General features: G+C 42.5%; 22 protein-coding genes, 1 tRNA gene and 1 other RNA gene. 3 read left to right on the forward strand and 21 right to left on the reverse strand.

All coding sequences use genetic code 11. The annotated features are described in order from the left end of the window. Nucleotides 1-142 precede the first annotated feature (142 nt). The 5 genes from ssrA to secG all read right to left on the reverse strand — a co-directional run bounded on the left by ssrA (nucleotide 143) and on the right by secG (nucleotide 4,669). Nucleotides 143-504, reverse strand: a transfer-messenger RNA (tmRNA) gene (gene ssrA, locus MPH60_RS19230). 123 nt (nucleotides 505-627) lie between these two features. Then, nucleotides 628-1,095, reverse strand: a complete 468-nt coding sequence (smpB, locus tag MPH60_RS19235; protein ID WP_101223703.1) for an SsrA-binding protein SmpB — start codon at nucleotides 1,093-1,095, stop codon at nucleotides 628-630. A gap of 67 nt (nucleotides 1,096-1,162) precedes the next feature. Continuing rightward, nucleotides 1,163-3,520 (reverse strand): ribonuclease R, encoded by a 2,358-nt coding sequence (gene rnr / locus MPH60_RS19240; RefSeq protein ID WP_241593153.1) that lies wholly within the window; start codon nucleotides 3,518-3,520, stop codon nucleotides 1,163-1,165. 30 nt (nucleotides 3,521-3,550) lie between these two features. Next, entirely contained in the window at nucleotides 3,551-4,297 is a 747-nt protein-coding gene (locus MPH60_RS19245; protein WP_241593152.1) for an alpha/beta hydrolase, read from the reverse strand. A gap of 138 nt (nucleotides 4,298-4,435) precedes the next feature. Continuing rightward, nucleotides 4,436-4,669 (reverse strand): preprotein translocase subunit SecG, encoded by a 234-nt coding sequence (gene secG / locus MPH60_RS19250; protein ID WP_034309999.1) that lies wholly within the window; start codon nucleotides 4,667-4,669, stop codon nucleotides 4,436-4,438. 177 nt (nucleotides 4,670-4,846) lie between these two features. Between secG and MPH60_RS19255 the strand changes: the two genes are divergently transcribed. Next, on the forward strand, nucleotides 4,847-5,389 hold the full coding sequence (locus tag MPH60_RS19255; protein WP_241593151.1) for a hypothetical protein: 543 nt from the start codon (nucleotides 4,847-4,849) through the stop codon (nucleotides 5,387-5,389). Between the two features lie 57 nt (nucleotides 5,390-5,446). Continuing rightward, on the forward strand, nucleotides 5,447-6,277 hold the full coding sequence (locus tag MPH60_RS19260; protein ID WP_241593150.1) for a M15 family metallopeptidase: 831 nt from the start codon (nucleotides 5,447-5,449) through the stop codon (nucleotides 6,275-6,277). A 140-nt stretch (nucleotides 6,278-6,417) separates the two neighbouring features. On the opposite strand, the gene eno is transcribed toward MPH60_RS19260, so the two are convergent. The 9 genes from eno to MPH60_RS19305 all read right to left on the reverse strand — a co-directional run bounded on the left by eno (nucleotide 6,418) and on the right by MPH60_RS19305 (nucleotide 15,707). Continuing rightward, on the reverse strand, nucleotides 6,418-7,713 hold the full coding sequence (gene eno, locus MPH60_RS19265) for a phosphopyruvate hydratase (RefSeq protein ID WP_034309992.1): 1,296 nt from the start codon (nucleotides 7,711-7,713) through the stop codon (nucleotides 6,418-6,420). A 30-nt stretch (nucleotides 7,714-7,743) separates the two neighbouring features. Beyond that, nucleotides 7,744-9,279: a 2,3-bisphosphoglycerate-independent phosphoglycerate mutase gene (gpmI, locus tag MPH60_RS19270; protein WP_241593149.1), complete on the reverse strand. Its 1,536-nt coding sequence runs from the start codon at nucleotides 9,277-9,279 to the stop codon at nucleotides 7,744-7,746. Further along, nucleotides 9,272-10,033: a triose-phosphate isomerase gene (gene tpiA / locus MPH60_RS19275; protein WP_241593148.1), complete on the reverse strand. Its 762-nt coding sequence runs from the start codon at nucleotides 10,031-10,033 to the stop codon at nucleotides 9,272-9,274. Before tpiA ends, gpmI begins: the two co-directional genes overlap by 8 nt. 45 nt (nucleotides 10,034-10,078) lie before the next feature. After that, entirely contained in the window at nucleotides 10,079-11,263 is a 1,185-nt protein-coding gene (locus MPH60_RS19280) for a phosphoglycerate kinase (protein ID WP_241593147.1), read from the reverse strand. Nucleotides 11,264-11,510: 247 nt separating this feature from the next. Beyond that, nucleotides 11,511-12,518, reverse strand: coding sequence for a type I glyceraldehyde-3-phosphate dehydrogenase (gene gap, locus MPH60_RS19285; RefSeq protein WP_076368241.1), 1,008 nt, complete (start codon nucleotides 12,516-12,518; stop codon nucleotides 11,511-11,513). Between the two features lie 32 nt (nucleotides 12,519-12,550). After that, a complete protein-coding gene (locus MPH60_RS19290) occupies nucleotides 12,551-13,585 on the reverse strand; it encodes a sugar-binding transcriptional regulator (RefSeq protein WP_241593146.1) in 1,035 nt (344 codons plus the stop codon). A 139-nt stretch (nucleotides 13,586-13,724) separates the two neighbouring features. After that, a complete protein-coding gene (locus MPH60_RS19295; protein WP_241593144.1) occupies nucleotides 13,725-13,967 on the reverse strand; it encodes a glutaredoxin family protein in 243 nt (80 codons plus the stop codon). Nucleotides 13,968-13,981: 14 nt separating this feature from the next. Beyond that, nucleotides 13,982-15,319 (reverse strand): RNA polymerase factor sigma-54, encoded by a 1,338-nt coding sequence (gene rpoN / locus MPH60_RS19300; protein WP_336275421.1) that lies wholly within the window; start codon nucleotides 15,317-15,319, stop codon nucleotides 13,982-13,984. 316 nt (nucleotides 15,320-15,635) lie between these two features. After that, nucleotides 15,636-15,707, reverse strand: a tRNA-Arg gene (locus MPH60_RS19305). Nucleotides 15,708-15,996: 289 nt separating this feature from the next. Between MPH60_RS19305 and clpP the strand changes: the two genes are divergently transcribed. Further along, entirely contained in the window at nucleotides 15,997-16,605 is a 609-nt protein-coding gene (gene clpP, locus MPH60_RS19310) for an ATP-dependent Clp endopeptidase proteolytic subunit ClpP (RefSeq protein ID WP_063233960.1), read from the forward strand. A gap of 96 nt (nucleotides 16,606-16,701) precedes the next feature. On the opposite strand, the gene MPH60_RS19315 is transcribed toward clpP, so the two are convergent. The 7 genes from MPH60_RS19315 to MPH60_RS19345 form a co-directional block, all read right to left on the reverse strand. After that, nucleotides 16,702-16,959: an HPr family phosphocarrier protein gene (locus MPH60_RS19315; RefSeq protein ID WP_048688029.1), complete on the reverse strand. Its 258-nt coding sequence runs from the start codon at nucleotides 16,957-16,959 to the stop codon at nucleotides 16,702-16,704. A gap of 20 nt (nucleotides 16,960-16,979) precedes the next feature. Further along, nucleotides 16,980-17,933: a DNA-binding protein WhiA gene (whiA, locus tag MPH60_RS19320; RefSeq protein ID WP_101223718.1), complete on the reverse strand. Its 954-nt coding sequence runs from the start codon at nucleotides 17,931-17,933 to the stop codon at nucleotides 16,980-16,982. A 67-nt stretch (nucleotides 17,934-18,000) separates the two neighbouring features. Further along, a complete protein-coding gene (locus MPH60_RS19325) occupies nucleotides 18,001-18,987 on the reverse strand; it encodes a gluconeogenesis factor YvcK family protein (protein WP_241593143.1) in 987 nt (328 codons plus the stop codon). Then, complete coding sequence (rapZ, locus tag MPH60_RS19330; protein WP_241593142.1) at nucleotides 18,977-19,876, reverse strand: RNase adapter RapZ; 900 nt, start codon at nucleotides 19,874-19,876, stop codon at nucleotides 18,977-18,979. The genes MPH60_RS19325 and rapZ overlap by 11 nt, the downstream gene beginning before the upstream one ends. Before the next feature lie 45 nt (nucleotides 19,877-19,921). Further along, nucleotides 19,922-20,380: an NUDIX hydrolase gene (locus MPH60_RS19335; RefSeq protein ID WP_063233957.1), complete on the reverse strand. Its 459-nt coding sequence runs from the start codon at nucleotides 20,378-20,380 to the stop codon at nucleotides 19,922-19,924. A 556-nt stretch (nucleotides 20,381-20,936) separates the two neighbouring features. After that, a complete protein-coding gene (gene trxB, locus MPH60_RS19340; RefSeq protein ID WP_241593141.1) occupies nucleotides 20,937-21,884 on the reverse strand; it encodes a thioredoxin-disulfide reductase in 948 nt (315 codons plus the stop codon). Between the two features lie 103 nt (nucleotides 21,885-21,987). Continuing rightward, nucleotides 21,988-23,490, reverse strand: a complete 1,503-nt coding sequence (locus tag MPH60_RS19345) for a tetratricopeptide repeat protein (protein ID WP_241593140.1) — start codon at nucleotides 23,488-23,490, stop codon at nucleotides 21,988-21,990. Nucleotides 23,491-23,660 lie beyond the last annotated feature (170 nt).

The raw sequence follows: 23,660 nt of genomic DNA on the forward strand, positions 1-23,660 counted from the left end.
CTTATTTATAAAAAGAATTATTTGATGGATTTAATAATTGATTTTTCAGATGAAACTGCAAAAGTAAAAGAAGCATATGTTGGCCAAAACGGCCATCTTATGCTCCTTATTAAAACAAATAAAAAACCACCAATATATGTATTGGTGGAGACGGTGGGAGTCGAACCCACGTCCAGACATAACGGCACTTAAGCTTCTACGAGTGTAGTCGATATATTCGCATTTCGCGAACTCATTAGCCTATCGACAGGCGGCAGAGCAGCTAGTCTGATTGGTCTCTTCCTTCATCCTCAGACGGTGGATTCCGGCGTATCCCACTTAGAGTGAGTCCCTTACCCTACCACGTGGGCCATGGAGGGAGGAACAGCTATCGACTGTTATTAAGCAGCGAAAGCTAGGTTGTTGTTTTGTTTGCCAGTTATAGGCGTTGACGTTTTAACGAGGCCGATCCCCTCGACTCGCAACTTAAGCTCGAACTATCCCTGTCGAATCCGTAACGTCCCCATGATAGAAATGGAGCGTACGAGAGAAGAATAGTCAGCAAGTTGGCTGATATTCAATTGTCATCGGTACAGGATTAATTATAACAGATTGGCTCAAAAAATCAATTGTAAGGTCTTGGCAGTTCTACATCTTCTGCCGATCACGGAAAGCACGTTCAATATCACGCTTCGCTTCCTTCTTCTTCAGGTCTTCACGCTTGTCATATTGTTTCTTCCCTTTACCCAGACCGATCAAAACCTTGGCAAAGCCATTTTTCAAATACATTTTCAAAGGTACGATCGTGTAACCTGTTTCCTTTGTTACACCGATCAGTTTACTGATTTCTTTCTTATGCAAAAGAAGCTTCCGTGTCCGCAACGGGTCATGGTTAAACTGGTTTCCCTGTTCATAAGGACTTACATGCATATTATAAAGATAGATTTCCCCATTTTCTATTTTAGCGAAGGCATCCTTCAAATTCACTCGGGCCGCACGGATGGCCTTGATTTCGGTCCCCTTCAAAACGATTCCGGCTTCAAACGTTTGTTCAATAAAGAAATCATGATATGCCTTTTTATTTTGTGCTAGTTGTTTACCTGAGCCTTTTGGCATCTAACTCTCCCCTTTTTACATCCAATCGCGGCAAGAGGATGTAAGAATCATCCCCCTGCCTCAATCTTTATCTCTTTTTTGGTTTTCTCTTGCGCTTGGCAGCTGGCGCATTTTCAAAGAATTTTTTCTTCTTTTTCGGTTTTCTCCCAGTAGAAGGCGAATCTCCATTACGGCCGCCGCCTTTACCTTCATTACGTCCTCCATTGCCGCCACGGCCGCGTTTACGTTCACCTGAATTGGCTTTGAATATTTTCTTCTCGCCAGATGGACGCGGACGGCTTACCTTCATGCCGATAATTTCAAAATCGATGGCGCGTTCCTCTTTATTGACGTTGGAAACACGTACGTCTATCTCATCGCCAATCCGGAACACATTACCGGTACGTTCCCCGATCATTGCAAGCTGACGCTCATCGAAGCGGTAATAATCATCCGTCATGAAGCTGACATGGACAAGTCCTTCAATGGTGTTCGGCAGCTCGACGAACATCCCGAAATTCGTGACTGAACCAATGATCCCGGTATACTCTTCGCCGATTTTATCCAGCATATATTCCGCTTTCTTCAGATCATCCGTTTCCCGTTCAGCATCGACTGAGCGACGTTCACGTTTCGATGTATGGTCGGCTATCTCAGGTAAATTGGCATTCCATTTCTCCTTCGTAGCTTCATCCAGTTTACCTTCCACCAAGTAGGTCCTGATCAACCTGTGCACGATCAAATCCGGGTAACGGCGAATCGGCGATGTGAAATGTGTATAAAACTCAGCAGATAAACCAAAGTGGCCTAAGCTCTCCGGATCATATTTCGCCTGTTGCATGGAACGAAGCATGACAGTGGATATGACCGTTTCTTCCGGTTTACCGGCAACCGCCTCAATGATTTCCTGTAACGCCTTTGGATGTACGTCATTGGCCGATCCCCGGACAATATATCCGAAGTTCGTAATGAATTCAAAGAAACGCTGCAGTTTTTCCGGCTTGGGATCTTCATGAATACGGTAAATGAACGGTACGTCAAGACGGTGGAAATGCTCAGCAACGGTTTCATTAGCCGCAAGCATGAACTCTTCAATCAGCTTTTCGGCAACTGACCTTTCACGTAAAACCACATCAGTCGGATGGCCTTCTTCATCAACGATGACTTTCGCTTCATTGAAATCAAAGTCAATCGCACCGCGGTTCATCCGGTTCTTGCGAAGAATGGCAGCTAACTGCTCCATGTCCTGGAACATCGGCACCAATGCTTCATAGCGTTCGAGTTGTTCTTCATCTTTATCGACAAGGATTTTGTTCACATTTCCATAAGTCATACGTTCCGTCGTCTTAATGACACTTTCAAAAATCTCATGGTTGACGACTTTGCCATCTGGCGTGATTTCCATTTCACAAGAGAGTGTAAAACGATCGACTTGTGGATTCAAGGAACAAATGCCATTCGATAAACGATGCGGGATCATCGGGATGACCCTGTCCACCAAATACACGCTCGTCCCTCTTTCCAAGGCTTCCTTATCGATTGGTGATCCTTCCTTCACATAATGGCTGACATCAGCAATATGAACACCCAGCTTATAATTGCCATTTTCAAGTTTGGAAACAGTGACGGCATCATCCAGGTCCTTTGCATCCGCTCCATCAATCGTGACCAAAACATCATTGCGCAAATCCCTGCGGCTGCCAATTTCACTTTCTTGAATGGTATCCGAAACGGCATTGGCTTGTTCCATGACGTCATCCGGGAACTCCATCGGCAAACCATATTTATGGATCACGGAAAGAATATCTACTCCAGGATCATTTTTATGCCCAAGAATTTCAATGACTTCACCTTCGGCACTTATGCGTCCTTCAGGATAAGAAGTAAGCTTGACGACAACCTTATGGCCCTCCACCGCTCCATGTGAAGCATGCTGTGGAATGAAAATGTCGTTTGCGATCTTTTTATCATCAGGGATGACGAAACCAAAACTTTTACTTTCGGAGTATGTACCGACCACTTGTGTAATACCGCGTTCAAGAATTCTGATGACCGTGCCTTCTTGCCTTGAGCCCGATGTTTCCGAAGATACTCTTACCATGACGACATCTCCATGCATCGCTGTGCCCGTTTCATTCGGCGGAATGAAAATATCATCCATTCCTGGGTTATCTTCAGGTGTGACAAAGGCGAATCCCTTAGCGTGTCCCGTTAATTTACCGCGGAACAAATTCATTTTTTGCGGCAGCCCATAACGATTGCTCCTCGTTCTGACCACCAATCCCTTTTCTTCCATCTTTACTAAAGCCTTAACGAAATTCTTGAAATCTGCCGAGTCTTCGATTTTCAAAGCCTCTTCCAGTTCCTGTACCGTTAACGGCTTATACGCTTCATCCGTCATGTATGTCAGAAGCTTATTAATATGTTCTTGAATGTTATCTTCCATGAAAACCCTCCTATTCAGGGTATATTTTTGTTATTCGGCCCAATCCAGACTTTCTAAAAATTCCAATACATCTTCATGCAGCTGGTCCTTTTCTTTATCAAGAGTTATGACATGACCGGATTCTTCATACCACTTGATTTTTTTGACCGGTGATTCAATGGCATCCATAATAATATCGGCACTTTTTGGATTGATAACATCATCATGCCGACCCTGCACAACAAATGTCGGCGCGTATATAAGGTCGACGTGCTCTCGTACATCCGTTATCAATTCCTGAAGGGCTTTCAATGTATTCATCGGTTTATCGGCAAGGAGGTCCATTTCAAGCTCTATTTGCTCTTGAGTTTTTCCTTCATACTTCTTAAATTCTCTGGCGTACTCCAATACTCCTTTAAACATCATTTCTTCACTTTTGATATACATAGGCGCACACATTGATACGATACCCTTTATAGGTACAGTGTAACCTAATTTAAGAGAAAATACGCCTCCTAATGACAGTCCGGCAACAGCAATTTCTTCATGGCCTTTGCTTTTCAGGAAATCGTAGGCCATCATGACATCTTTCCACCAATCTTCCGGACCCGTTTTCACCAGCTCCTCCGGGGGTACGCCATGCCCTTTATAGTGCGGGGCATGGCAGGTGTATCCCTGTTTCTCCAAGTAACGCCCTAGCATCCGTACATCCGCTGAATTCCCCGTAAATCCATGTAAAAGTAAGACAGCCCTTTTTCCGCCTTCAAAAGTAAAGGGCTGCTGCAGCTTTATTTTCATGATCTAAGCTCCTTTATCAGTAATAGAATTTAAAACATCCCTATCCTATAATTAAGTACTAAAATCACTATATCTATTCATGTAACTATTGTGCAAAGAAAAAAGCCTAGCTATTTAGCTAGACTCATTTTTGATCCATTACACATCAAAGTATGCAACAAGTAAAGTTAAAGCAAAGAATAAAATCGCCAATACTATTGTTGCACGATGTAAAACCAGGTCCAAACCGCGTGCCTTTTGCTTTCCGAACAGCTGCTCAGCACCGCCGGCAATCGCACCTGATAAACCTGCACTCTTACCTGATTGAAGCAATACCGTCACAATGAGGGCGATACTGACAATCACTAAAAGCGTTATGAGAAATGCATGCATGCAATTACACCTCCTGAAGAACCAATAAACAATTACTTTAACTTTACCACACCCAATAAATATCCACAATCTTTGTTATACTATGATGGTAAGAATTCCTAAAAATCCATAGTCATTTATTTTCTTTTTGAAACAAAGTTTGAGATAATTTGCATAAATAGAGAAAGAGGTGTCAACATGTTTAAGTCCATACTCCGGATTCTTGATCTCCTGACCATCCTATTCTCGGCGGTTGCCGGCTATTCTTTATGGACAGGCGGAAGCAATTTTATCAGTGTCCTATTAATCATCCTATCACCGCTTTTATTGCTGCTGGCAAAGTATCACGGAAATCGATACTTATTATTTGCTGCATATATCACGACAACCGTTTATTTTACTGCTATTATTTATAATGGACTTTCCAATAGCGGTACCGACTTTTTCCAATCAAGCTTCAATGTCCTATTGATCGGGGCAGCAGCCGCCTTGCTGAGCGTCATAGCGGCGGTCATTGGGTTTGGAACCAATACTCTTACGATTCTTTGGTTATCGCTTCACGGCCTTGTCACATTCGAGACAATCAGGATGTCATCTGGTTTCCTTTCGAGCTTTTGGTCTGATCCCGTCGTGGAAACCGCAGTCCGTAACGATTATCCATTTTTATTGATGGTTGTCTGGATTGGCTTATTTCTTGATAAATATCAAAGTGAATTAACAAGGGATTACTTATCACGATAATTTTTTTCAAAACTACTTTTATTGGAAATCTTATATTAAAAGCAAGGGGCCTTTCATATGTTAAAACCTATATTTGCAGCAACTGCTCTATCATCTTTCATTCTAATGGCTGGCTGTTCATCCGACTTGACAAGCGAGCATGAAAAGGAGCAAAAAGAAGAACAACCGAGCTCCCAGGAGACTGAGAAGGAGACTGAGACCGACAAGAATAATGATTCAAAAGAATCGGCCCAACGCCAGGTGGAAGTTGATGAAACGTCTAAACCCGCACAGGATGGCCTTCAGACGTTAGCCCATCCGGAAAGCATACCTGTACTTGTCAATAAGCAATACAGCCTGCCTGAGGATTACAAACCTGATGACCTTATCTATCCAAAAGTGGACTTCATCTTTGAAGATAAAATCGATAAAAGAATGATGCGGGAAGAAGCGGGAAAAGCTCTTGAAGCAATGTTCCAAGCTGCCGAAAAAGACAATATGCACTTTGCCGGCGTTTCCGCTTACCGCTCACACCAAACACAAATCACGGTCTTTAATAACTATGTGGCTAAGGACGGGGAAGAAAAAGCGAAAACCTATAGTGCAATGCCTGGGACAAGCGAGCATGAAACGGGCCTGGCGATTGATGTCACGACCCACGATGGTGCCTGCGCTGCCCAAGACTGCTTCGGTGATACGAATGAAGCGGCCTGGCTTGCTGAACATGCACATGAATACGGATTTATTATCCGCTACCCTGAAGGCAAGGAAAACATCACAGGTTATAAATACGAACCATGGCACATCCGCTATGTTGGTGTCGATACCGCAACTGAAATCTTTGAAGCGAAGATCACATTAGAAGAATACTATAATGCCGTACCAGTGGAAGCTGTATCGAATAAATAAAAAAAAGGTGCCCGGAATCCGGGCACCTTTTTTTATTAATCAAACGTTTGATTAAATCCTTCATCTGAATCGGTGACTAGTTTATAGGCATAAAAAATCTCCTATTCAATGTGGATGGCCACATTGAATAGGAGGAGGAATTACTTCTTCAAGTTATAGAAAGATTTCAAGCCGCCATATACAGCCAAGTCACCAAGCTGGTCTTCGATGCGAAGAAGTTGGTTGTATTTAGCGATACGGTCTGTACGGGACATGGAACCAGTTTTGATTTGTCCTGCGTTTGTTGCAACGGCGATATCAGCGATCGTTGCATCTTCCGTTTCACCGGAACGATGGGAAACGACTGCAGTGTAGCCTGCGCGTTTAGCCATTTCGATTGCATCAAATGTTTCAGTCAGTGTACCAATTTGGTTCACTTTGATCAGGATGGAGTTGCCGATGCCTTTTTCGATGCCTTCAGCCAATTTTTTCGTGTTCGTTACGAAAAGATCGTCACCAACAAGTTGAACTTTAGAACCGATGCGTTCCGTTAAAAGTTTGTGGCCATCCCAGTCATTTTCATCCAGGCCGTCCTCGATGGAGATAATAGGGAATTCATTCACTAGCTCTTCATAGAAAGCTACCATTTCTTCTGATGTAACGCCATTGCGGCCTTCGCCAGCAAGATCATATTTGCCTGTTTCTTTGTTATAGAATTCAGATGAAGCTACGTCCATGCCAAGGTAGATATCTTCGCCTGCTTTGTAGCCAGCTTTTTCAATTGCCTCGATGATGACTTGAAGCGCTTCACGGTTTGAACCAAGGTTTGGCGCAAAGCCGCCTTCATCGCCGACTGCCGTATTCAAGCCTTTGGCAGAAAGGACAGATTTCAAGGCATGGAATACTTCTGCACCCATACGAACTGCTTCTTTGAAGCTAGGAGCGCCTACAGGAAGGATCATGAATTCCTGGAAGTCAACATTGTTATCGGCATGTGATCCGCCATTAATGATGTTCATCATTGGAGTCGGAAGTTGTTTCGCATTGAACCCTCCAAGGTAACGATACAATGGTAAACCTGAAAATTCCGCAGCAGCATGGGCAGCAGCCATCGATACGCCAAGGATTGCATTAGCTCCCAAGTTTCCTTTGTTTTCAGTGCCATCCAATTCAATCATAGTAAGGTCAAGGCCTGCTTGGTTCGTTACATCCAAACCGATGACAGCTTCAGCAATGATATCATTTACATTATCGACTGCTTTTTGTACCCCTTTACCCAGGTAGCGAGATTTATCTCCGTCACGAAGCTCAACCGCTTCGTGTTCTCCTGTTGAAGCACCTGATGGTACGATTGCACGTCCGAAGTATCCGGACTCTGTTTGGATTTCTACTTCTATTGTTGGATTACCACGGGAATCTAGCACTTCGCGTGCATATACATGTTCGATGTACGGCATTATAAATCTCTCCTTTTCCTATTCACAATTTTATTTAGATAATAGGGATTTCCCTGTCATTTCAACAGGTTTTTCGACTCCAAGCAAATCAAGCATCGTTGGAGCTAAATCACCTAGGATACCACCTGTTCTTAATGTTACCTGATTTTTAGTGATAATGACAGGCACGGGATTCGTAGTATGGGCTGTCATGGGGTTGCCTTCAAGCGTTACGACTTCATCGGCATTCCCATGGTCAGCGGTAATGATTGCTGTACCGCCTTTTGAGACGATTAAATCGACAATCCTACCTAGGCATTCATCCACTGTTTCAATCGCTTTAATGGTAGGCTCAAGCATCCCTGAATGACCAACCATGTCCGGATTGGCAAAATTCAAGAGAATGGCATCAAAGCGATCAGCCTCAATTTGTTCCACCAATGCATCCGTAACTTCATAAGCACTCATTTCAGGTTTTAAATCATATGTAGCGACTTTCGGAGAATTAATTAAAATCCTCTCTTCACCAGGAAACTTCTCTTCACGTCCGCCGCTCATGAAAAATGTCACATGCGGATATTTTTCAGTTTCAGCGATACGAAGCTGGGTAAGCTGGTTTTGGGAAAGTACTTCCCCTAATGTATTATCAAGATTTGTCGGATTAAATGCAACATATCCGTCAACTGTTTCTGAAAAATGTGTCAAGCATACAAAATGGAGATGCTTCGGATGTCCAGGGCCGCGGTCAAATGAGCGAAAATCCTCATTCGTGAACGTATTGGAAATCTGGATCGCCCGGTCTGGACGGAAGTTATAAAAGATTACGGCATCATCATTTTTAATCGTTGCCACCGGTTTACCGTCTTCCGCCGTTATGACTGAAGGTATCACGAACTCGTCAAAAATACCATGTTCATAGGAATCCTCGACACATTCCATCGCGGAAGAGTAAGCAGGGCCATCACCATACACCATCGAACGGTAGGATTTCTCCACACGCTCCCAGCGCTTATCACGGTCCATCGAATAATATCTTCCGGATATGGTCGCAAACTGTCCAACACCGATTTCCTTCATTTTCGCTTCCGCTTCCTTAATATAACCTTGCGCCGTTTTCGGCCCGACATCACGACCATCTAAAAATGCATGTACATATACATTTTTAACTCCTTCTTTTGCGGCCAATTTCAGCAGGGCATACATATGATCAATATGACTGTGCACGCCGCCATCTGAAAGAAGACCGAAAAGATGAAGGTCCGTGCCTTTTTTCTTTGCATGGCTCATGGCATCGACCAAAGTTGGGTTTTGGGCAAACTCACCTTCACGGATAGCCAGGTTCACACGGGTCAGACTTTGATAAACGATCCGTCCTGCCCCGATATTCAAATGGCCCACTTCCGAGTTCCCCATTTGACCGGCAGGCAAGCCGACCGCTTCCCCGCTTGCAGTTAAATGGGAATGCGGATACTGCTCCCAAAAACGGTCAAAGTTCGGTTTTTTCGCATGAAAAACAGCATTTCCCTTTTCCTCGTTACGGCAGCCAAAACCGTCTAAGATGATAAGTGCCACAGGCGACTTACTCATAGTGACCAGCCTCCAGCAATTGTAAAAACGAATCGGGTTTCAGGCTTGCACCGCCAACCAATGCACCGTCTATATCAGGTTGTGCCATGTATTCTTTAATATTCTCAGGTTTTACACTGCCACCGTATTGAATGCGGATGGCTGCAGCTGCTTCATTTGAAAATTTGTCGGCAACAACCGAGCGGATATGCGCACAAACTTCATTTGCATCTTGAGCAGATGACGATTTTCCTGTTCCAATCGCCCAAATCGGCTCATAAGCAATAACGGCTTGTTTCAATTGATCGTCAGATAATCCGGCAAGGCCATTTTCAATCTGGCTGCCTACGAAATCATTCGTTTCGCCAGCTTCCCTTTGCTCAAGTGTTTCACCGCAGCAAACGATCGGGGTCAATCCGTGGGCAAAAGCGGCATGAGCTTTTTTATTAACAGCTTCATCCGTTTCGTTGAACATTTCCCGGCGTTCGGAATGCCCAAGTATGACGTAGGATACACCAAGATCAGCCAATGCGATTGGGGAGATTTCTCCTGTAAAAGCACCGCTTTCTTCAAAGTGCATGTTCTGCGCCCCGATTTTCACATCGGTTCCTTTTGCTGCTTGAACCAGTTGATCCAAAAATAAAGCTGGAGCACATACAACCGTATCGATTACATCTTGCTTCGGAATCAAATTGCTCACTTCTTCTAAAAAGGCCGTAGCTTCAGATAAAGTTTTATTCATTTTCCAGTTTCCTGCAATAATCGGTTTACGCATTTGGTTTCTCATCCCTTCTAAAGTTGAAATATGTAACGGTCAGTCTTATTTATCGTTCAAGGCTACAACGCCAGGCAACTCTTTGCCTTCCATGAACTCAAGAGATGCACCGCCGCCAGTTGAAATATGGGACATCTTTTCTGCCAAGCCAAACTTTTCTGCAGCTGCGGCTGAATCCCCTCCGCCTACAATGCTGTACGTATCTTTTGCTTCCGCCAAGGCTCTAGCAACGGTTTTCGTTCCATTCGCAAATTTATCGAACTCGAATACACCCATTGGTCCATTCCAAATGACAAGTTTGGAACTTTTGATTACATCCGCAAATAACTCACTTGTTTTTGGACCGATATCAAGAGCCATTTTATCATTTGGAATAGCATCGATATCGACATTCGCTGTCTCTGCATCAGGTGAAAACTCAGCCGTTACGACTGCATCGATAGGCAAATGAAGCTTTACGCCTTTTTCTTTTGCACTTTCGATGAAAGATTTGGCCAATTCAATTTTGTCTTCTTCCAATAAAGAATTACCGATTTCATGACCTTGCGCTTTAATGAATGTATAGCCCAGTCCTCCACCAATGATCAAGTGATCGACTTTTTCCAAAAGGTTTTCGATAACGCCTATCTTATCCTTAACTTTTGCTCCGCCAATTATAGCTGTAAAAGGACGTTCTGGGTTGGATAGGGCTTTTCCAAGTACAGAAAGCTCTTTTTCCATCAGCAATCCGGCAACGGCTGGGAGATGGTGCGCTATCCCTTCAGTTGAAGCATGTGCACGATGCGCAGCTCCGAATGCATCGTTAACATAAACATCAGCCAGTGCAGCAAATGACTTCGCCAATTCTTGATCGTTCTTCTCTTCTCCTGGATAGAAACGAACGTTTTCCAACAACAGGATCTCGCCATCTTGCATGTTATCGATGATTGATTGAACGGTCTCGCCGTAAGCTTCTTCTGCCTTTTGCACATCCTTGCCGCTAAGTTCGCTTAGTCTTTCCGCAACAGGTGCTAGACGCAATTCTTCTACGACTTGTCCTTTAGGACGGCCAAGGTGGCTGGCTAAGATGACTTTAGCGCCTTGTTCTGTCAGATAGGAAATCGTCGGCAGTGCAGCTTTGATTCTCGTATCATCCGAAATCTTTCCGTCTTGCATCGGCACATTGAAATCAACACGGCAAAATACGCGTTTCCCCTTTAATTCAATATCTCTAATCGACTTTTTATTCATAATCCAAGAACCTCCTTAGATATTGTTATCATATTTTTGATTTCTTTAGTCAAAAAGGGAGAGGGCAAATTTCCCAACTCCCCTTTTCTCTTTTTCATTATAGTCGGTTTCCAGGAAATTATCCAAAAACAAGAAATGTAAACGCTTGACTGATTAATGACTTACTAATAATATCATCTTCTGCCAAGTTTTTTTAGAGGTGTGATAAAAAAAACCTCACCTTGGTGAGGTTTTTTTATTATTCTAATTACAATCCTTTTTTAGCCAAATAGTCGATTAAATCAACCACACGGCTAGAGTATCCTGTTTCATTATCATACCAAGATAATACTTTAACCATGTTTCCTTCCATTACCATTGTGGAAAGGGCATCAATTGTAGATGATGATGGGTTACCGTTATAGTCAGTTGATACTAGCGGAAGTTCGCTGTACTCAAGAATTCCTTTTAATTCGCCTTCAGAAGCCTTTTTGAATGCTGCATTAACTTCTTCAACTGTTGTGTCTTTTTCAAGTTCTGCAACAAGGTCAACGACAGATACGTTTGGAGTTGGTACGCGCATTGCCATACCATTCAATTTCCCTTTAAGTTCAGGAAGAACAAGTGCTACAGCTTTTGCTGCCCCAGTTGTTGTAGGAATGATATTCTCGGCAGCTGCACGTGCACGGCGGTAATCTTTATGTGGCAAATCAAGGATTTGCTGATCATTTGTATAAGAGTGAACAGTAGTCATCATACCGCGTTTGATTCCGAATTGTTCATGAAGCACTTTAGCAAATGGAGCTAAACAGTTCGTTGTACAAGAAGCATTGGAGATTACATGGTGGTTAGCTGCATCATATTTGTCTTCGTTAACACCCATGACGATTGTGATGTCTTCATCAGATGCAGGAGCAGAGATGATTACTTTTTTCGCTCCAGCTTCTAAATGCTTAGCTGCATCTGCACGTTTCGTGAAACGACCTGTAGATTCTACTACTACTTCTACTCCTAGTTCACCCCATGCTAATTGTGCAGGGTCGCGTTCAGCCAAGACTTTGACTTTATGACCATCAACAACAAGGTAATCTCCATCAACTGTTACTTTTTCATTAAGAGATCCATGAATTGTATCGTATTGAAGAAGGTGCGCTAACATATTAGCATCCGTTAAGTCGTTAATAGCAACAATCTCTACCCCAGGATTACTCAATGCTGCACGAAATACATTACGTCCAATACGTCCAAAACCATTAATACCAACTTTTACTGCCATGAAAAATTCCTCCTTTTAAGTTCGCAAATATATTAAGGGGTGTAATTCCCCTGAATTAACTCTTGTGCCGCCGCTTCATCCGTGATTAAAACGGTTGATGAAGGTGCGCCTTTCATGTAGGAACGGATAGCCTTTGCTTTAGTTTTACCACCTGCCACAGTTATCACTCGCTTTTCAGGGCTAAGATCATCTAACTGGATGCCGACTGTCAAAACTTTATGAACAACTTTGCCGTTTTCATCGTAATAATAACCGAATGCCTCTCCTACAGCATTTCCATCTAACAGCTTCTTTAACATTTCTGGCGAAGAATTTCTTCTTTCTGCCATCGCCATGGCATCACCAATTCCATGAATGATCATATCCGCAGATTTGATTTGGGAAATCACTACTTTAATTGCAGGTTCCTTCTGAAATGAAGCATAAACCTCACCGCTTAATTGATCGGGTACATATAACACTCTGTATGAGGCCTGTGCCTTCTGGGCCATTTTTTCAACAATCGTATTGGCCTGATTCTGCACTGCTTCACCAATTCCCCCGCGGGCCGGGACAAATGTCAATTTCTTCGACGCTTCATCAGGTGACAGCGAATCAGCGACTTCGGCCATTGTCGATCCGCCAGTAACTGCAATGATATTCTTTGAGTTCCATTCTCGTTTCATACGGATTGCACAAGCTTTACCCAATTCTTTTTTCACCCATGGAGTCTCATCACAATTTCCTGAGACAATAATGACCTCATCCACTTGCAATAAATCCTGCAATTGCCGTTCCATTATGTCTATACCCATTACTTCACGCATTATTCCTTCTAACTTATCCAGGATTTCAATCCCTTCATCGGTCAGCGTCATGCCAGAGGTGAATATGTTAACCAGGTTCTGACTTTTCAGAAAATCAACCTCGCCTCTAAGCGTCCGCTCTGTCAAATTAAGGCTCACGGACAGACTGCGCCTTCCAACCGGCTGCATCATTTTGATATAACGCAGGATATCATATCTTTTTTGCATAACCATAAGGAAATCCGGTAATAATTTTCTTTGTACCTCGAGTAATGTACGCATATTTAAAACTCCTAAAAAGTTAAGTTGGACGTTTAATGTCCCGCGTAGTCATTTTCTGTCCCACTTAAAACAAAAAAATATTCCTGCTACATATTTTATTCTAGCAGGAACGGAATGTTTCTTCAAATGATTTGAAAAATTATTTTTCCAAAAGGCGTTTTAGAGCTGATTTATCAACATTCCCGAATTGAACGATATCATCTTTCCATTCTACGACAGGAATCATCAGCCCGAATTTCTCAAGCAAATCATCATCGGTATGGATATCGATTTCTTTATAGCCTATGCCTGATTCCTCTTTCACATCTTCAAGCACCTGCTTGGCTTTATCGCATAACGGGCATTTATCCCTACTATATAAAACAAACGCATTTGATTCCAAATCACTCATCCTTTTCAATCATATCTTTTTCGTTTAGATGAAGAAGGGATACCTAATTGTTCGCGGTATTTGGCAACGGTTCGGCGTGCCAGGATAATTCCATGCTCTTCTTTCAACCGTTCTGCCAGATCCTGATCCGAAAGCGGCTTTTGTTTATTTTCCCCATTGATGGCTGCCTGCAGGCTCTTTTTTGCCTGCATGCCCGACATATCCTCATCAAGGCCGACTGACTGTAAAGAAGTAGTGAAAAATATCCGCATCTCTATCGTGCCAAATGGTGTCTGCACGTATTTCCCTTTGACCGCCCGGCTTACTGTGGACTCATGTATTCCAAGTTCGTCGGCGATTTCCTTCATCGTCATCGGTTTCAAATAGTTCAGGCCATGATGAAAGCACGCCGGCTGTTTATCGACGATGCACTGAATGACCTTCAATATCGTTTCTTTCCTCTGTTGGATCCCTCTGGAAATCCATTGGTATTCCTGCCACTTATCCTGGATAAACCGTTGAACCCCCTGATCCTTATGGCTCTTCATACGGTTTAAATACCCTTTATCCACATTAAGATTAGGTGTGTTACCATCATAATTCCCGACAAGCAGCATGCCATCCCGAACTTCCACGACCACATCCGGCACTATATAAGAAGGTTTTTCCTGAAAAAAGAGTGAAGCCGGTCGCGGGTTCAATGTCTGGACATAATCAAATACTTCTTGAATTTCCTTCATTGTAACACCGATTTTCTTACTTAGGTCTTTCCAGCGCTTTTCAGCAAAATCGAGGAAATGGTTTTCTATGATCGATTCCGCAAGCAGATTCACCGCTTCTGCTTGCACCTGAAGCAAAAGGCACTCTTGAAGATTTCTCGCTCCAATTCCATGCGGCTCGAGTTCCTGTAAAATTGAGAGGCTTTCTTCCAAAACGATCGGAGATATACCTGGGATACATATATCATCCAGCTCAGTCCTTAAGTAACCGTTTTCATCAAGGTTATGAATTAATAGCAGCAACGCCTTCTGCTGCTCACCGGTAAGCTGCTGAAGATTCACCTGGGACATGATATGCTGTTCAAGCGATATAGTATCTTCACTGATCTGTTCAATCCAATAGTTTGCATCATACGTATTCTTAAGAGTCCGTTTCCCCTTTTTCCGGTCAAAAGTTGGCTGAAATAAAGCCGATGTTGGCTGATCTATGGACAGTAATGGATTCTCCACCATTTTATTTTCTAAAAAAGCCGATAGCTCCTGCGAGGAGTATTGCAGCAATGTAATAGCTTGCATAAGCTCCTGCGTCATTGCCATCTTTAATGTTTGCTGTTGAAAAAGTCCTGCTTTCATATTCATACTCATCGATTCATCCCTCCCCCACTCCATTTTACATTATCAGGAGAAAATTCTACACAAAAACCCATGAAAACGCTTACGTTTTTTTCTGAATAGTTTATTTGTTTTAAATACTATATGTTAGAAACGCAAATTAAACAACTACTTTTATTGAAAAATCACCATTTTTCAATAGTGTGTGCGAATATTTTCAAGACGGGGCTTACATTACAGGATTCGATGGAATATTACGGAAATCGAGTGGATTCGCCAAAAATCTTAGGGACCCTCTTAAAAATGACCAATAAAAAATCCCCCACTTTATTAAGCAGAAGATTGGTAATGCCCTCGGCAGGAATCGAACCTGCATTTCAAGCTTCGGAGGCTTGCGTTCTATCCGTTGCACTACGAGGGCGTAATAGAAAATAATTTTTCAACAGATTTCATTATATGATAGATTCCCCTCCTTTGCAAGGGTTATCAGGTTTAAAACTTCGTCATTTGGGTATTATGGGTAATGTGGAAATTCATCCCTGTGCGGCATAATATATAAAGTAATCTATCGGGAAGGAGCCTTAGCCAGAAAATTGTCGAACAAATTATCCATTATAGGGTTTGTTTTGTTTGACCTAAATTGACCAAAAAGTGTATCATACATACATAAAGAATTTAAATGATTCTCTTAATCGAAGGAGGAAATGAACATGAATTTAATTCCTACAGTTATCGAACAAACAAGTCGTGGGGAGCGTGCCTACGATATTTACTCCCGTTTATTAAAAGACCGGATCATTATGCTAGGAAGTGCAATTGACGATAATGTTTCCAACTCCATTGTTGCTCAATTACTATTTTTAGAAGCGGAAAATCCTGAAAAAGATATCACTCTATACATCAACAGCCCTGGTGGAAGCATCACTTCCGGTATGGCCATTTACGATACTATGCAATATATCAAACCTAATGTATCGACAGTATGCATCGGCATGGCCGCTTCCATGGGCGCTTTCCTATTGGCCGCTGGTGAAAAAGGCAAACGTTATGCGTTGCCAAACAGTGAGGTCATGATTCACCAACCACTTGGAGGAGCTCAAGGTCAAGCTACGGAGATTGAAATTGCTGCCCGCCGTATCCTTCACTTGAAAGATAAACTGAACCAGATCTTGGCAGAACGCACTGGACAACCTATTGAAGTCCTTCAAAGAGATACGGAACGTGATAACTTCATGACTTCCGAAAGAGCCCTTGAATATGGCTTGATCGACAAAGTCATCACGCGCAGCATCCTTGATGACAAAAAAGACTCTAAATAATTATGCAACAAAAGGCTCCGGAGATCGCCTGAAGCGACTTCCGGAGCCTTTTTTACATTATAAATGAAAAGGATGCACTTTTAGGCATCCTTTCTTTTAACCCTCTTGCTGAACGAACTCTTCCAATGCCTCTAGCGCTTCTTTTTCATCGCGTCCTTCGACGATTAACTTCACGGACACGCCAGAACTGATGGCAAGGCTCATTAATCCCATTATACTTTTTGCATTCACTTTCTTTCCTTCTTTTTCAAGAAAAACATCTGAATGAAAGCGGTTAGCTTCTTGTACAAAAAGGGCCGCCGGCCGCGCTTGCAAACCCGTCTTCAATTTTACCTCAACTTGTTTTTCCACCATCTTGATCTCCCCTGTTAGCTTTATTTTTTCGCAGCAATAGCTTCTCCCCCACGGAGCCTGTCAGCTATTTCATCAATCTTTCGTAATCGGTGATTAATCCCGGATTTACTGATGGTTCCCCCAGAAACCATTTCCCCTAGTTCCTTTAAGGTTATATCCTGAAACGCTATCCTAAGCTCCGCAATTTCCCTAAGCTTATCCGGTAAAATGCCTAATCCCACCGTATCCTCGATATAATGGATATTTTCAACCTGACGTAATGAGGCTCCGATCGTTTTGTTCAAATTGGCTGTTTCACAATTCACAAGCCGATTCACTGAATTACGCATATCACGGACAATCCGTACATCTTCGAACCTTAATAAAGCTGAATGGGCGCCAACTATACTTAAAAACTCGGCAATCTTTTCGGCTTCTTTCAAATAAATGATGTACCCTTTCTTGCGTTCAAGAGTCTTGGCCTTCAAGCCAAACTTATTCATTAGCTCACAAAGGGCATCATTGTGCTCTTTGTAAAGTGAGAAAATTTCAAGGTGATAGGAAGACGTTTCCGGATTATTCACCGAACCCCCCGCAAGAAATGCACCTCTTAAGTAAGAACGCTTACAGCATTTCTTCCCAACAATAGTATCGGATATAGCGTGGAGAATTTCAAAGCCATCTCCTAAAATTTCCAAATCGGTTAAAACCCGCTGCCCTCCGGATGACATCCTGACAATATATACATTATTCTTTTTAAGCTTCATCTTTTTACGGACCAACAGCTCGACCTGGACCTCATAACTTTTTTTCAGCAGCGTATAAATCCTTCTGGCAATCGCAGCATTCTCCGTTTGAATATCCACAACAAGCTTCCGATTAGAAAATGAAAGGGATCCGTTCATCCGGATAAGCGCACACAATTCCGCTTTACCGCAGCAATCCTTTCCCTCTAATGTAGTAAGCTCTTTTTTCGTTTCTGAAGCAAAAGACATCCATTTCACCCCCAATCGAACGCAGGTAATCTATTTTTATCAATCAAAAAACCGTCCCCGCTTATATCTACGGTGCAATGTGGCTTTTTGTTTCATTTACAAGCATATTATAGAGCAAATCCGCCACTTTTTTCGTGTCATGGCGTATTACATTCCCTTCATAGCTAAAAATGCGTTCTTGTATGATTTCAAGCCCCATCATTTTTAAGCTTTCCACATCATACATGACCGGTTTAGCATATTCAGCTTGATAGCGTTGCTGAATCTCGGTTGGTATTTCTTCATTATTAACAAGTATCCTGTCAATATATGCATTTCCCATATGGTCATAAATCGCTTTTATATGATCGCTCGCGCTATAATCCAGCGTCTCTCCGGCTTGTGTCATCAAATTGCAAATGTACACCTTCTTCGCCTTCGAACGGGCAACCTCTTCTCCTAAACCAGGAACAAGTAAGTTAGGCAGAATGCTAGTATATAGGCTCCCTGGACCTATGACAATAAGATCTGCCTGCTTGATTTCCTGGAGGGTTTCACTGAGCGGCTTTATATGATGAGGAGACAGAAATACTCTTTTTATTTTCTTTCCTGAGAAGGGAATCTTGGATTCACCTGTAACAATCGTTCCGTCCTCCATCTCCGCATGGAGAACCACACTTTGGTTGGCAGCCGGAAGCACTTTACCGCGGACATTAAGAAATTTACTCATTTCCTGGATCGCATGGACGAAATCCCCTGTCAGCGAGGTCATTGCCGCCAGTATCAAATTCCCTAGCGAATGCCCGGATAACTCATTTTTACTCTGAAAGCGATGTTGAAACATTTGTTCAACAAGGGGCTCAACATCCGATAACGCAGCCAGCACGTTACGAATATCACCTGGAGCGGGAATGTCCATATCCTCGCGAAGGCGGCCTGAACTTCCACCATCATCAGCTACCGTTACGATTGCCGTTATATCAACCGGATGCTTCTTTAACCCTCTCAACAAAACGGGAAGGCCGGTTCCCCCTCCAATGATCACAACCTTAGGTTGTTTCTTTTTATCTAACATCTGCTTTCCCCTTACTTTTTTCGATATCGCGATGTGATACTTGAACCCTGTAATCCTTCTTGAAGTGGTTTGAAATATACTCCGTCAATGCTACAGAACGGTGCTGACCGCCTGTACACCCAATCGCAACAACAAGCTGTGCTTTTCCTTCACGTTTATAATATGGAAGCATGAACGCAAGCAGATCGGTCACTTTTTCCAAGAATTTTTGCGTCTCACTCCATTTTAAAACGTAACTCGACACTTCCTGTTCCAAGCCAGTCCTTGGCCTCATATGGTCAATATAATATGGATTTGGCAGGAAACGTACATCAAACACAAGGTCGGCATCTATGGGCAGACCATGCTTGAACCCGAATGACATGACATTGACTGTAAAACCGACACTTTTATCGGCAGAAAACTCCGAAGCGATTTTCTCCCTCAATTCGCGCGGTTTCAGTTGGGAAGTATTAAAAATCAGCTGTGCCCTTCCCTTCAATTCGTCCAATAGTTCACGTTCCATTTTAATGCCTTCCAATGGCCGGCCTAATGGAGCAAGTGGATGGGTCCTTCTTGTTTCCTTATATCTGCGGACCAAGGAATCGTCATCAGCTTCAAGAAAAAGGATTCTTGGTGATACTGCAGCTGAATCCGTTAAATTATCCAGTGCAAGAAATAAGGAATCAAAAAACTCCCTCCCCCTCAAATCCATGACAAGAGCCACTTTATTCATCTTATTCCCTGAGTCCTTCATTAACTCCAAAAACTTTGGCAATAGCGTGGGCGGCAAATTATCGACGCAAAAAAAGCCGAGGTCTTCAAAACTTTGAACCGCCACTGTCTTACCCGCTCCGGACATTCCGGTAATGATGACCAATTGCGTTTCACTCTTCTGCCCTGTACTCATAGTTTCTCCGCCCCCATGTATAGCAATCTTTTTTATATGTGAAAATTAACCTGGATCCAATCGGTAAGAAAGCAGCTTAAACTCTGGTGTATAGGTAAAGGTTCCATAAATGATTCCACTTCCATGAACCATATAGTCCAGGATATGAAAATCACCTTCAGCCATCATCAGCTTTTTAACATCTTCGACCGGATGCCAGCTAAGTTCCCCTTCTTCACAAACATCCACATTTACACCATCGGAATCCGTTGCAAAGAAAGTGAACATCATCCATTCCGACAATACCTTATCTCCGTCCTTCATAATGAAGGTGAAAATACCTTTGATGGAAGGATTTTTTAAATAAACGCCCGTTTCTTCACGATATTCCCTAATACAAGCATCGCGTACAGATTCCCCAGGCTCCATCTTTCCGCCTGGAGCTACCCACCATCCGCGTCTAGGCTTTTTTAATAAGAGGATTTGATTATCTTTGATCAATACACAGTTTGTGACACGTTGCACGTTCTTCACCTCAATCGGCTCTGCTCGACTATAGAAACCTTCACTCCCCCGTGTTGAAGAGATTCAGTTTATATCCTTAAACCGCCGCTAGATATCCATTTGGCGATTTACAAATGCTAATAGTTCAAACAAGTTGTATTTTTCATCTTCTTACCATTATGAATGATATATATGTTTAGTATATCTTATCATTATACTATTTTTGAAATGAGCTAACAATAAAGTAAACTTCCTGCATTGGGGGAATATTCATTCGCAAGGAATCACGGAGATAAGCCTTTATCCTGCTTAACTCCTATTCTTCTCCACTTTCGCTGCCTAAATGCAAAGGGCGGGCTTACTTCACATTATAAATCATTTGGGAACATCCTAAAAATTGGAACCAAAGATATAGTCTTAAAGCAGGAAACAAAAAAAAGGACACAGAAACTTAATCTGTGTCCTTAAACGTTTATAATTAAAGGGGGTCAACTTCTACCCATACTATACCCAATCATTATTTCACGCGTGTTACAACATCGTTAAAACGGAATTACGATTGTATATTCTAGTGAAATCAAGCCTTAGGCTGCAATTTTTCTTGAAGTTCCTCAAAAAAATGCTGAGCCGATTGAGCGGCAATGCTTCCATCGCCTGTAGCTGTAACGATTTGGCGCAATGTTTTTTCACGAACGTCACCAGCAGCAAAAATACCAGGGACACGTGTTTCCATTCGATCATTCGTTTCAATATAGCCTGTGGAATTCAAGATGCCCAAGCTCTCAAATGGTTTAGTTAGCGGAAGCATTCCGATATAAATGAATACACCGTCTGCGTCCATCACTGTCTCTTCTCCATTTTCAGTGGAAACTAGTGTGACACCGCCGACTTTGCCGCCTTCTTCATTGATTTCCTTCAAAGTATGATTCCAGATGAAGTTAATTTTCTCATTGGCAAATGCACGATCTTGTAGAATCTTTTGAGCACGAAGTTCGTCACGTCTGTGAACGATCGTCACTTTTGAAGCAAAGCGAGTTAAGTACACACCCTCTTCAACAGCAGAGTCTCCGCCGCCGATAACGAATAGTTCTTTTTGCTTGAAGAATGCACCATCACAAACTGCACAATACGATACACCGCGGCCGCCCAATTCTTTTTCGCCGGGAACGCCGATTTTCTTGTATTCGGCACCAGATGAAATGATGATTGAACGAGCCTTGAATTCCTTGGAACCGGCTTTGATCGTTTTATACTCTTCACCGTCGATGATTTCCTTAACATCCCCATAGGCATACTCCGCACCGAATTTCTTTGCATGGTCAAACATTTTCGTTGAAAGTTCAGGCCCGAGTATAGTGTCGAATCCAGGATAATTTTCAACTTCCTCTGTATTGGCCATTTGCCCGCCCGGTACTCCGCGTTCTAACATCAATGTTGAAAGGTTCGCACGTGATGTATAGACAGCCGCCGTCATCCCTGCAGGACCAGCTCCAATAATAACAACGTCATAAATTTTTTCAGACATGTTTTCACTCCTCCATATTCCATTACAAATGGAACCTTCACTACGGTTAGTGTTCCCTACCTATTATCCTATATAACAAATAATTTTTCGTCCAAATATCTGCTCATCCAAGCAAGGTTTGAACCAATTTTACGTACTTTGATAAGGTGGACACCGATATGAAATGTTTGTCTGCGATTGCCTGTTTGCTCGCCTTCTCATTTTTAAGCTGATTCCACACGTACTCCACCGCTGATGCCCATCCTGCTGGATTATTTAGCTTCTGCTCGGATTTCACCGCTTCGATGAAGACGGAAAACCACATTAAATACAGCCCGGCTTCATTTAATTGTATCGGTTGGAAATGCTGATATAATAACTCAGCTGTGCGATCGGCAAAATCAATCGGTGTTAATTGCCGATCTTTAGCGGGAGCTTGAACTAGTTCAGCATAATCACGTTCCAAATCAGTGAAATTCTGATTAAGGTTAAGGACCTGGTTTTTCAATAGCTTCTGTTTATGAACCGAATGTTTCAGAAGGAAAATGGCAAACAACCTTTCTTCGATGAATTCACTTTCCAGCCTTTTTATAATAGAAGGAAAATGATGTTCAAAACCATCTGAAGTTGCATTCATATCTCCCCAGGGCTCCATGCCTTCCTTTTCCGGATTCATTTCCACGACCTTTTTCCATGCCTTTTGGGCAGCCTGTTCATGGCCTAGGTGGTAAGCGGAAATGGTTAACCAATAGTAAAAGGTTCCATCTCCCTCGAACCCTTGCTTTTGGAGTCCTTTCAGCCATTTATATGCAGAAGCATAGTTTCCGATCAAAGCGAAGGTCGCTCCAAGCTTGAAACGATGTTCGGATAGCATCGGCCTAATTTTCTCCAGCATGTGTATGAGCTCTTCAACCTTTTCTTCATCCTGTTGATAATGATGAAAAACAACAAGGTTACAAAGCGCATGCAGGTTTCCTGGACTTTTTTCCAGTACCTCATCAAGTGTTGCAAAGGCTTCATTTACTTGACCGAGATAGAAATAGGCAAGTGCCAGGTTATTATAAGCGGACCAGTAATCCTCGTACTCGGCAATCGTTTCTTTCAGTACTTCGATTGCCTTTGGAAAATTGCCTGATTCAAGGTACTCACGGGCTTGTTCCTGTTTGGTAATGAGCCCATCATGCTTAAATGGATTTTCTTCTGATTCATCCGACTCAAAAGTTATCAATTCAAGCAGGTCCTCTGCGTCATCGCTGAACTCCCCGTCTTCTTCTTTATCAAGATAAGCACTGGCGTGACGATAAGCCTCCTTGAACATGCCTAAGTGGGCATAATTATTCGCAAGGAAGTAATGGCATTCCGACATATAGGGATCCATCACATCCAAGATGTTTTCCAAAAGGTTGTTTGAATAATTATATTCTCCGATTTCCGAGCAAGTGATTGCCAATTGACAGGCTATCATCGGTTCAGCGGGTTCAAGTTCCAGCGCACGTTCCAGGTATTTTTTTGATTTAGGTAGTTCTCGTCTATGATAAGCTTTTAAACCCTTGGTGAAATAATACTCACCTGTTGGGTGAAAAGTTAGAATTTTTGCCTGTTGGCCAAATTTAGAGTCTTTACTCATGTAATCCTCCATCTTCAAGTTGATTAACCATAGTATTATAACATATTGGAGTAAATTTGCCGAACAATTCAAGAAAATGGAAAATGGAAAACACCATGCTTTCTTCAAGAAAAAATTGGAGTATATTCCTATTTAAATGGGGAGTCAAGATTATCTTTCATAGTCGCAAA

Origin of the sequence: Peribacillus sp. Aquil_B1, from assembly GCF_022603275.1 — a bacterium.
In the GTDB taxonomy this organism is placed as follows: Bacteria; Bacillota; Bacilli; order Bacillales; family DSM-1321; genus Peribacillus.

Coding starts and splice junctions, on each gene's coding strand:
- rpoN (WP_336275421.1), bottom strand. CDS start 15,319: ATGAGTATGAATATGAAAGCAGGACTTTTTCAACAGCAAACATTAAAG.
- MPH60_RS19315 (WP_048688029.1), bottom strand. CDS start 16,959: ATGGTGGAAAAACAAGTTGAGGTAAAATTGAAGACGGGTTTGCAAGCG.
- trxB (WP_241593141.1), bottom strand. CDS start 21,884: ATGTCTGAAAAAATTTATGACGTTGTTATTATTGGAGCTGGTCCTGCA.
- tpiA (WP_241593148.1), bottom strand. CDS start 10,033: ATGCGTAAACCGATTATTGCAGGAAACTGGAAAATGAATAAAACTTTA.
- MPH60_RS19290 (WP_241593146.1), bottom strand. CDS start 13,585: ATGCGTACATTACTCGAGGTACAAAGAAAATTATTACCGGATTTCCTT.
- rnr (WP_241593153.1), bottom strand. CDS start 3,520: ATGGAAGATAACATTCAAGAACATATTAATAAGCTTCTGACATACATG.
- secG (WP_034309999.1), bottom strand. CDS start 4,669: ATGCATGCATTTCTCATAACGCTTTTAGTGATTGTCAGTATCGCCCTC.
- gap (WP_076368241.1), bottom strand. CDS start 12,518: ATGGCAGTAAAAGTTGGTATTAATGGTTTTGGACGTATTGGACGTAAT.
- smpB (WP_101223703.1), bottom strand. CDS start 1,095: ATGCCAAAAGGCTCAGGTAAACAACTAGCACAAAATAAAAAGGCATAT.
- clpP (WP_063233960.1), top strand. CDS start 15,997: ATGAATTTAATTCCTACAGTTATCGAACAAACAAGTCGTGGGGAGCGT.
- rapZ (WP_241593142.1), bottom strand. CDS start 19,876: ATGAGTACAGGGCAGAAGAGTGAAACGCAATTGGTCATCATTACCGGA.
- gpmI (WP_241593149.1), bottom strand. CDS start 9,279: ATGAGTAAGTCGCCTGTGGCACTTATCATCTTAGACGGTTTTGGCTGC.
- MPH60_RS19260 (WP_241593150.1), top strand. CDS start 5,447: ATGTTAAAACCTATATTTGCAGCAACTGCTCTATCATCTTTCATTCTA.
- MPH60_RS19245 (WP_241593152.1), bottom strand. CDS start 4,297: ATGAAAATAAAGCTGCAGCAGCCCTTTACTTTTGAAGGCGGAAAAAGG.
- MPH60_RS19280 (WP_241593147.1), bottom strand. CDS start 11,263: ATGAATAAAAAGTCGATTAGAGATATTGAATTAAAGGGGAAACGCGTA.
- MPH60_RS19325 (WP_241593143.1), bottom strand. CDS start 18,987: ATGTTAGATAAAAAGAAACAACCTAAGGTTGTGATCATTGGAGGGGGA.
- eno (WP_034309992.1), bottom strand. CDS start 7,713: ATGCCGTACATCGAACATGTATATGCACGCGAAGTGCTAGATTCCCGT.
- MPH60_RS19345 (WP_241593140.1), bottom strand. CDS start 23,490: ATGAGTAAAGACTCTAAATTTGGCCAACAGGCAAAAATTCTAACTTTT.
- MPH60_RS19255 (WP_241593151.1), top strand. CDS start 4,847: ATGTTTAAGTCCATACTCCGGATTCTTGATCTCCTGACCATCCTATTC.
- whiA (WP_101223718.1), bottom strand. CDS start 17,933: ATGTCTTTTGCTTCAGAAACGAAAAAAGAGCTTACTACATTAGAGGGA.